Source organism: Desulfonatronospira sp. MSAO_Bac3, assembly GCF_003838035.1.
Classification (GTDB): Bacteria; Desulfobacterota; Desulfovibrionia; order Desulfovibrionales; family Desulfonatronovibrionaceae; genus Desulfonatronospira; species Desulfonatronospira thiodismutans.
Map to the genome: position 1 here is coordinate 1 of NZ_QYZY01000344.1, position 8,033 is coordinate 8,033.

The window sequence follows — 8,033 nt, forward strand, 5'->3', positions numbered from 1 at the left end:
TCTCCCTTATGCCCGAATTCATGGTCCGCCAGGAACTGCAGGATAAAGAAGTTATCCCCATGGAACTTGAAGAAGGCGGTCTGGAGCAGGGATTTTACATGGTTTACCGCAAGCAGGAAGGCCTACCGGAAATCATGTACAACCTTATAGATTATATCGCCCTGAAGATAAACAAAAACATCACCCCTGCAGGCCGGGAACCCTTAATAGAAGAAGACCGGGCTTAATGCCCGCCTTGCAGTTCGCCCGCACACGACCCTGCTGATCATGGGCCGGTCTTTTCAAATACATAAGTGCCGGCCTCTGGCAGTTCTATTACAAATCCACTGTCACTCAATTCCCCGATTATGACCCCGCCGGTTTCCGTATGCAGCCAGATCTCGCCTTCCCGGACACTCCAGCGAAAACTCACAGAATCCCTGGGGGTTTCCCATGTGCCTTTCCTGTCCTCCTGGAGTTCAATGGTGGAGCCAGCATCGGGACCGTTCTCTGATACCTCCTGGTATACACCCGGGACTTCCGGGGCCTCAGAACAGCCCATAATCAAGACCCCGCCCATCAGAATTACTGCCAGGACAAATATGCATGTTTTGGCCATGACACGCCTTCCTTGCTTTATTGTACTGTTTATATCCTGCGCAACAGGGCCAGGAACCTGTTTTCCAGGTGGAACATACGGTCAAAGTAATAAATGTGCACGATCATGCCCAGCCAGATGACATCGCGGAGTACTGTATGCCAGCCGATAAGCTCATCCGAGGTGCTGAAGCATCCGCAGCTTATGGGCGTATCCTGAATTACATTTATCACCAGGGCCACTGTAAACATGACCATCATGCCTCCGATGATGACCGTCACAGCCTTGGCCCGGAATCCGATTATAAGCATGAGCCCGCAGATGAGCTCCAGCCAGGGCATGGTCACAGCCAGAAAATTCACAGCCCAGTAAGGCACAAGCTGGTAGTTGGCGATGGTCTCGGCGAACTCCACGGCATAATTGATCTTGTACAGGCTGGCGTAGACAAAAAGCCCCCCGATATAAAGCCTGAAGATAAAGGCCAGCTCCTTACTGGTGAGTAGCCGCAGCATGAAGTTGTAAACAGTCTTTGTGCTCATGGCGCTACGGGCATCCCTTTAGCTTTCCATTCACCAAGCCCGCCGGGCATGACCAGAACCCTTTCATGTCCTCGCTCTTCAAGCTCAAAAGCCACTGTTTCATCATACCGCCTGCTGATGTTTCGGCCGTAGACTATGATCTTCTTTTCCGGATCCAGCTGGGCAAAGTGCATCATGTATATGAAATCGAAAAGATTTGAGGGCAGGTTGACCGCGTCCCGGATCTTTTCCTGCTCAAAAAACTGGTTGGGCCTGGCATCGACAAATACGGCCCCGTCCTGTTCATAAATTTCTGCCGCCCTGTCAGTGTCTATCATTTCCGGTTCAGGCAGGGACCATGTGGCCGGAGTCAGGGATACTCCTCCCGGGCTGGTGGTGTTGTAGAGCAGGCTTATGATCAGAGTAACAGCGACAATGAAAACGAAATCCCAGGCACTGACCCTTTCCAGGCGGGCGGCTTCGCTGTGAATGAGCCCGTGCAGTCTGTCCCTGGTTCTTTGCAGGATGCTTATGGTTTCATGGCTTTTTTGCAGCTCTTCTATGGTCTGACTAAGCTCCTGGTTCTTGCTCATCAGGTCGGCATTGAGCCTGTGGATTTCCTCCCTTGAGCGCACCATCTGCAGCGAATCCATGAGCACCTGGCTCAACTGCAGCAGAAAATCCCTGTCAAGGTCAAAATAAATCGACCCGTCCAGCTTGGGTCCCAGCACCAGGTATCCGAAACACCCCGAATCCAGGTTCCAGCGCACGATAAAACAGGAATCCTCAGGCCAGGGCAGGCGGCTGTCCCGGGCTGCCTCATGCTCATTAGTGCTGATTACCAGAATCTGCTTGGGCAGAAGTTCATTGTCCCTGTCATCCCGGGCAAGATGCTGCTGCGCCTGCACAAAAGCATCTTCACGCAGCCTCTGCACCCTGAAATCATTAAATCCCCGGTAATGCAGGGCGCTCTCCTCCTGCTCATCAAATACAAGCAAAAGGGCCTTGTCAGTACCCACCGCTCCCATGCACATAAGCAGGAACTGCTCTGCAATCTCACCCCTGTCTTCCAGAAAAAAAAGCTCGCGCAGGTATTCGTTGAGAAGGCGCAGCTGATAGGCCTGGTATTCCCTCTCCCGCAACTCCTTGTCCCTTTCCGGGACTGCGCTTCTTTCTGCATCAGAGTTTTGCACCATAATTTGCTCCAGGCATCATTTTACAAGCTCTCTGAGCTTGCCCATCATCTCCCGGGTATCCGGCATGACTCCGCCGTGGGCATAAACCACTTTGCCCTCACGGTTGACCATTATGGTATAGGGAGTGTCCAGAGAACCTATCTTGCCGGGCAGGATGTACTCATGATCCCCCAGGATGGGATAGGGCGTTTCCCAGGCCTGGTACAGGTGCTCAACCTCCCCGGGGGAGGCTTCCGGTGCCAGGGTGAATATGTACATACTCTCAGCCAGAGAAGTATTGTCCTGGATGCGGTTGAAAAGACGGTTGAATTCCGGGGCCTGCTCGTGACAGACCGGGCAGTATACATCCACTACCTTGAACAGGACATATTCCCGGTCAAGGTTGTCCAGGGAAAATGGCTCCATTTTTTCAAGACCCAGCTGCTCAGCTGCCTCTTGAGTGGCAGGAGCAGGAAATGTAACCCCTTCCAGGCTGTCTCCCTCCTGCACCGAAGCCTTTGACCCCGGAGGTAAAAACAGAAAAGCGACCATTGCCACGAAAAATACGGTAATGAACTTCATGTTGCTGATCATGGATACTCCTTCTACGTAACTACTTTTCAGTCAATAATTGCAGCATGTCCAACCTGCGCATGCATCAAAAAAATAAAGTTTCCAGCACGGACTGCTCCCCTCCTTGGTTAAGGAGGGGTTGGGGGTGGTTCGTTCTAAATGACCACTTCCTTATCCAGTTACTCGCAGGTTTGGACCCGGGTGTGTCCGGGTAAGGTGCTTTTAAAAAAACAATACTACCCGGCCTGCTCCTGCAGCCGGGACAGGGCCTGGTCTTCTGCTTCATAGATCTCTGCCATCCTGGTTATTCCCACCAGGTGAAAAAATTTCTGAAAATTCTCTGAAAGACCGGTTATGACCGCTTTTTGACCGTTATCCCGGCACATGGAAAGAATCTGAATAAACACTGCAATGCCGGTGCCGTTGACTGATGAATTGGGATTGAACCGGAAAAGAACACCGGTTTTGCCCTGCTCGTTTATCTCCTGGTAGATTTCCTGCAGTCTTTTTTCGTGGGAGGCGTTGATATTGCCCTGTATATCCACTATGGCTGTGCCGTTGATTGAAGAAAGTGCAATCTGCTCTTCACTGCTCTCCAGGATGCCCAGGCGCTCTACAGCCCGCTTAAGGGCATTCTGCAGGGCATTTTTTTCAATGGGCTTGTGCAGAAAATCAGTGGCATTGAGCTCCATGGCCCTGATGGTCAGGTCAGCATCGCCATGCCCGGTAATAATTATCACCTCGGTATGCGGACTCATCTCCTTGATGCGGCCAAGGACCTGAATACCGTCCATGCCGGGCATCTTTATGTCGCTGATCACCAGCGGGGGCTTTTCCTGCTCAAAAATTTCCAGGCCCTTCTCTCCGCTTTCAGCCGTGTACACGCTGTAGCCATAGGCCTTGAGAAAAAGCTGAAACATGCTCAAAGTAGGCTTTTCATCATCTATTACCAGAACTTTCTGCATGGTTTTTATCTGTCCTTTGGGTTGGAATTTTGTGCATGACTGTCGGATGCAGAAAAAAACACCCTGAAGGTGGTGCCCTCATTCTCCCTGCTCTGGATATCAATCTCGCCCTGATAGTCCTGTATGATCCCGTAGCATATGGAAAGCCCCAGACCCATTCCCTTGCCCACTTCCTTGGTGGTGAAGAAGGGGTCGAAGATCTTGTCCACCACAGAGCGGGGCATACCTGTCCCGTTGTCCTGGACACTGAGTACCGCCTGCCCGTTACTTATCCCGGTGAAGATGACGATCCGCCCTGTCCAGCCCGGTTCCTGCTGTGCCTGCTTCTGCATCACCGCATCCCGGGCATTGGTAACGAGATTGAAAATGACCTGCTCCAGCCTGTTCTTGTGGGCCATGATGAAAACCGGTTGAGAGGCAGGCTGAAAATCCAGGTCGATATTGGCCAGCTTAATCTGCTGACCGATAATGGTCAAAACGTTCTGCACGCACAAGTTTAAGTCGGTTTCTTCCAGACCGGGATCTGATTTTCGCCCGAATTCTCTTAGATTGTTGATTATCTCCGTTGCCCTGTCCACCTGGGTGTTGATTTCCCCCAGGATCTGACGCAGTTGTTCCTCAGGAATATCCTGCCCCTCCTGCTGCATCATCTGAACGAACTCACTGCCCATTTTTATGGCATTCAGAGGCTGGTTCAGCTCATGGGCTACGCCGGCTGAAAGCTGTCCCAGGTCGCTCATTTTACTGGCCTGAATCAACTGGGCGTCCTTCTCCAGCATTTCAGTAATATCTGTAGTGGCCACAATGACCGCATCCCGGTTGCGGTAAGTGCTCAGCCGTCCTTCTACGTTGGTGTATATGGGCTGGTTGCCGCGGTAATAATGTATGGCCTTGTTGTAGACAATCCTGGCATCCTGTGGCTCCTGCTTCAGATGTGTCCTGAGCTTCTCCGGAAACTCCGGGGCCAGCCTGGTAAATTCCATGCCCACGAGCTCATTCCTGGAATAACCGTATTCCTTCTCCGCGCTGGAATTGGCATCCAGGATCTCAAACGTCTCCAGATCCAGGACAAAGACCGGAACAGGACCGCTTTCAAAAAGCGATCTGTATTTGTGTTCAGATTCCAGCACCCTTTTGCGGTAAAGCTTGACGCTGCGCACCATCTGATTGAAAGAGTCAGCCAGCTGCTGCACCTCGTCCCCGCTCTTATCCCTGTCAGCCAGGCAGTCCCGGCAGTAATCGGGTTTGCCGGGCAGATGCCTGTCTCCAAGCTCTGCTTCCAGGAGCCTGTCCACATGCCAGCAGGGCTGATAAGATCCGGTAATGGCCGGACAGGGTTCATCCCTGCCGGGTTGCAGCCCGTTTACGGTTTTGAGCTCCAGGTCCCCCCGGCTGATCTGATCCGCCATACCGGTCAATTTCTGCATGGGCCTGGTTATATACAGGGAGATGCGGTAGCTTAAAACAAACATTACCACAAGGACCGCCAGTGTAAACCCCCCGAAGGTAATATTCATGGTCCTGGCCACCTGCTCTATATGCTCTTTTTTCAGACCCAGGCGTACCGTGCCGATCTGGTAGATGCCCTCCAGTATGGGCACTGCTATGTCGTAGACCTGCATATCAGCCTTATCCAGGCTGCGGATACTGTAGTCCTGCTCCTCCTGAACCGGGTTCACCCCGCGCAGATCATCCGGAAAGGGGGTAATGAAAGTATGTGAAAGAACATTCTGCTCATCATCAAGAATAACCACATATTCCACCAGATGCCGGCGCTCCCCCAGCTGGGCGGCGTCAAATATAGTCGCCACCAGCTGATCCCGGTCCCGGGTCAAAACATGTCCGATGCTGTGGTCTGCGATGCTCTGGGCAATGGATACACCGCGGGTTTTGAGTTCCTGCTCCATATAACCGGACAGAATCCAGCGGGCCATAAGCGCGCTGGAAAGGCTGAACAAAAGAACCACCCCTGCAGTGGACAAAAATATCTTGTGCTTTAGACTTAAGTCCCTGAATCTGGGCATGGGCCTGACTTTTTGTCCTTTGTTTCAATGTCCTGCTTGAACTTGTCCCAGTCGGTCAAAAGCTCCAGTTTGCCGTCCTTGAGAACGGTAAAATACACCCGGGTGAGTCCCTGGTGGTCCTTGGGACCGAAATTGAGAGTGTTGGCAATGCCCAGGGAAAAATCCTGGATGGTTTGAATCCCCTGGATGAAGCTTTCCCGGTTCAGGTCCGACCCTGCGCGCTTCAGGCCCTCCACCAGCACCTTGGCGTTGATGAAGCCCTCCAGAGCCACCATATTGGGATCTTCTTCGGGGAAATACCTGCAGTACAGGTCCACAAACTCCTGCACCCCCCAGAGCAGTGCCTGGGATACCAGGGAGTCCGGCGGGGGAACCACCTGGGTGATTATCACCCCGTCCCCGGCAGGCCCCAGAATGCGGGCCATCTCCTCGGCCCCCACAAAGGAAACGTTGTGAAAGATGGGCTCAAACCCCCTCTCTCTGGCTGTCTGAATAAACCTGGAACAGGCGTCATATGTCCCCACCATGACCACTGCCTCGGCCCCGGATTCCATAATGCTCTGCAGCCCGTCCTCGATATCCAGGGTCCCCCGGGTGTAGCTGCCCGTGGCCACCGGGGCCAAATCGTACTCCTTGAGGGCCAGTTCCGTTCCCCTCAGCCCGTCCAGGCCGTAAGCGTCGTACTGGTAAAAAACTGCGATCTCATCCAGGCCCAGTTCTTCCACGAAATGGGTCACCGCGGCCTCTGTTTCCTGGTAATAGGATGCCCGGATATTGATGATATTTCTGTTGAAGGGTTCGCGGAAATCGCTGGCCCCGGTAAATATACCCAGCAGAGGAATCTCGGCTTCCTCTATCAGGGGAAGGGCTTTAACTGTGGTGGGAGTGCCCACGTAGCTGAACAGGCTGAAAACCTGGTCCTCAACGATGAGCTTCTGGGTGTTGGCCAGGCAGCGGGCTGGATCGTAGGCATCGTCATAGGAAATGAGTTCAATCTGTCTTCCGTGAACTCCGCCCTGCTCATTTATATGCTTTATATAGGCCTGGGCTCCCTGGAGGGTCTGAGTGCCCAGGAAACTGGCATGGCCGCTCAAAGCCAGGGATGAACCTACACGTATGGTGTCTTCAGTTACCCCGGGAACCTCGTTGGCGTTTTGTTCCTGTTCCCTGTCCAGGCCGCATGCCGGGGTTAAAATAAGCGCCACAAGGCATAAAGCCGCCTTAAAAATCAAAGGGTGCATATACTTATCCTGTGGATTATTCCTTTCTCTTGTCGTAAAACTCCTCTGACAGGTCCTGCATCATGTCTTGCAGCCTCTTTTGCACATCCGCGGCTATGCTGTCACGAGACGACATAGTCAGGTCGTCCTTTTCGTAGATGCGCACCACCACCATACGTCCGTCAATCTCTATAAAATTTCCGGACCTGAGCCTGACATGCAGGGCCAACGGGTCCTCTTCTCCGGCCGTGGTGATTATGCAGCGGACGTAGCCCAGTTCCCGGGGATCATCCACGAAAAAAGGCAAAAGGTCGTCATCGCGCTCCATGTCCGGAAAGTTTTCCTGGAACAGCTCCTGCAGATGCTCTGTAATCTCCTGCCTGTCCAGACCCAGCTCTTCTGCCGAGCCTTTGAGATAGGTCACATTTACCCTGCCGAACATCTGGATGGATTTGAATTCATCATGGCGCAGACTCACGGTGCAGGGCTCTATTTCCAGGGCCTGCTCCTTGTCTCCTGCGAGGCCCGCAGAGGGCAGCCAGGCCATAACGCAGGCGATCACTGTAATGACAAGCAGATTCAATGGTCTCATAATGACTCCTTTTTTGTACTCCTGTATAACAGCTAAATTAAAACCCGTCACCAATAAATTCTGCCAGTTATTTAACAAAGGCAACTGTTCACCATAATGATTATATGCTCCAGTGGTCCGGGGATCCGTCCACAGATGGTGAATAGTTAAAACAAAAGAAACCCGGTGCGGCAGGTGCCGGAAAACGACCCTGAATTTCATTTACCTGGGGGTGGTTATGGTGTAAGAGCCCGGCATGCACTTTTTCACCATATTCAACAACTCCATCCTGCCCATATTTCTGATAATTATCTCTGCCTTTATCTATAACCATATCTTCAGACCGGAAATAAAACCCCTGGCCAGCCTGGCCCTGGCCCTTTTTGCCCCGGTGCTGGTCTTTGACTCCA

The 8,033-nt window shown here is 52.5% G+C and carries 9 protein-coding genes; 1 reads left to right on the top strand and 8 read right to left on the bottom strand.

Annotated elements, in window-relative coordinates; translation table 11 throughout:
• Nucleotides 1–227: type 2 periplasmic-binding domain-containing protein (locus D5S03_RS12085; protein ID WP_287044204.1), on the top strand; the 227-nt coding region annotated here is incomplete at its 5' end.
• A 38-nt stretch (nucleotides 228–265) separates the two neighbouring features.
• On the opposite strand, the gene D5S03_RS12090 is transcribed toward D5S03_RS12085, so the two are convergent.
• The 8 genes from D5S03_RS12090 to D5S03_RS12125 all read right to left on the bottom strand — a co-directional run bounded on the left by D5S03_RS12090 (nucleotide 266) and on the right by D5S03_RS12125 (nucleotide 7,644).
• Nucleotides 266–598: a hypothetical protein gene (locus D5S03_RS12090; protein WP_008871063.1), complete on the bottom strand. Its 333-nt coding sequence runs from the start codon at nucleotides 596–598 to the stop codon at nucleotides 266–268.
• 29 nt (nucleotides 599–627) lie between these two features.
• Nucleotides 628–1,116 (bottom strand): MauE/DoxX family redox-associated membrane protein, encoded by a 489-nt coding sequence (locus D5S03_RS12095; protein ID WP_008871064.1) that lies wholly within the window; start codon nucleotides 1,114–1,116, stop codon nucleotides 628–630.
• The gene (locus tag D5S03_RS12100; protein WP_008871065.1) at nucleotides 1,113–2,291 is read right to left on the bottom strand and encodes a rhodanese-like domain-containing protein; all 1,179 of its coding nucleotides are present in this window, start codon (nucleotides 2,289–2,291) and stop codon (nucleotides 1,113–1,115) included. Before D5S03_RS12100 ends, D5S03_RS12095 begins: the two co-directional genes overlap by 4 nt.
• Before the next feature lie 15 nt (nucleotides 2,292–2,306).
• Entirely contained in the window at nucleotides 2,307–2,864 is a 558-nt protein-coding gene (locus tag D5S03_RS12105) for a TlpA family protein disulfide reductase (protein ID WP_008871066.1), read from the bottom strand.
• Nucleotides 2,865–3,079: 215 nt separating this feature from the next.
• On the bottom strand, nucleotides 3,080–3,808 hold the full coding sequence (locus tag D5S03_RS12110; protein WP_008871067.1) for a response regulator: 729 nt from the start codon (nucleotides 3,806–3,808) through the stop codon (nucleotides 3,080–3,082).
• A gap of 5 nt (nucleotides 3,809–3,813) precedes the next feature.
• Nucleotides 3,814–5,832: an ATP-binding protein gene (locus D5S03_RS12115; RefSeq protein ID WP_008871068.1), complete on the bottom strand. Its 2,019-nt coding sequence runs from the start codon at nucleotides 5,830–5,832 to the stop codon at nucleotides 3,814–3,816.
• Complete coding sequence (locus D5S03_RS12120) at nucleotides 5,811–7,073, bottom strand: ABC transporter substrate-binding protein (protein ID WP_008871069.1); 1,263 nt, start codon at nucleotides 7,071–7,073, stop codon at nucleotides 5,811–5,813. Before D5S03_RS12120 ends, D5S03_RS12115 begins: the two co-directional genes overlap by 22 nt.
• A 16-nt stretch (nucleotides 7,074–7,089) precedes the next feature.
• Entirely contained in the window at nucleotides 7,090–7,644 is a 555-nt protein-coding gene (locus tag D5S03_RS12125; RefSeq protein WP_008871070.1) for a hypothetical protein, read from the bottom strand.
• Nucleotides 7,645–8,033: the final 389 nt, after the last annotated feature.

What these genes read in the sequence shown, in the direction of transcription:
- D5S03_RS12110 (WP_008871067.1), bottom strand. Translation starts at nt 3,808, where the DNA reads ATGCAGAAAGTTCTGGTAATAGATGATGAAAAGCCTACTTTGAGCATG.
- D5S03_RS12095 (WP_008871064.1), bottom strand. Translation starts at nt 1,116, where the DNA reads ATGAGCACAAAGACTGTTTACAACTTCATGCTGCGGCTACTCACCAGT.
- D5S03_RS12115 (WP_008871068.1), bottom strand. Translation starts at nt 5,832, where the DNA reads ATGCCCAGATTCAGGGACTTAAGTCTAAAGCACAAGATATTTTTGTCC.
- D5S03_RS12120 (WP_008871069.1), bottom strand. Translation starts at nt 7,073, where the DNA reads ATGCACCCTTTGATTTTTAAGGCGGCTTTATGCCTTGTGGCGCTTATT.
- D5S03_RS12125 (WP_008871070.1), bottom strand. Translation starts at nt 7,644, where the DNA reads ATGAGACCATTGAATCTGCTTGTCATTACAGTGATCGCCTGCGTTATG.
- D5S03_RS12090 (WP_008871063.1), bottom strand. Translation starts at nt 598, where the DNA reads ATGGCCAAAACATGCATATTTGTCCTGGCAGTAATTCTGATGGGCGGG.
- D5S03_RS12100 (WP_008871065.1), bottom strand. Translation starts at nt 2,291, where the DNA reads ATGGTGCAAAACTCTGATGCAGAAAGAAGCGCAGTCCCGGAAAGGGAC.
- D5S03_RS12105 (WP_008871066.1), bottom strand. Translation starts at nt 2,864, where the DNA reads ATGATCAGCAACATGAAGTTCATTACCGTATTTTTCGTGGCAATGGTC.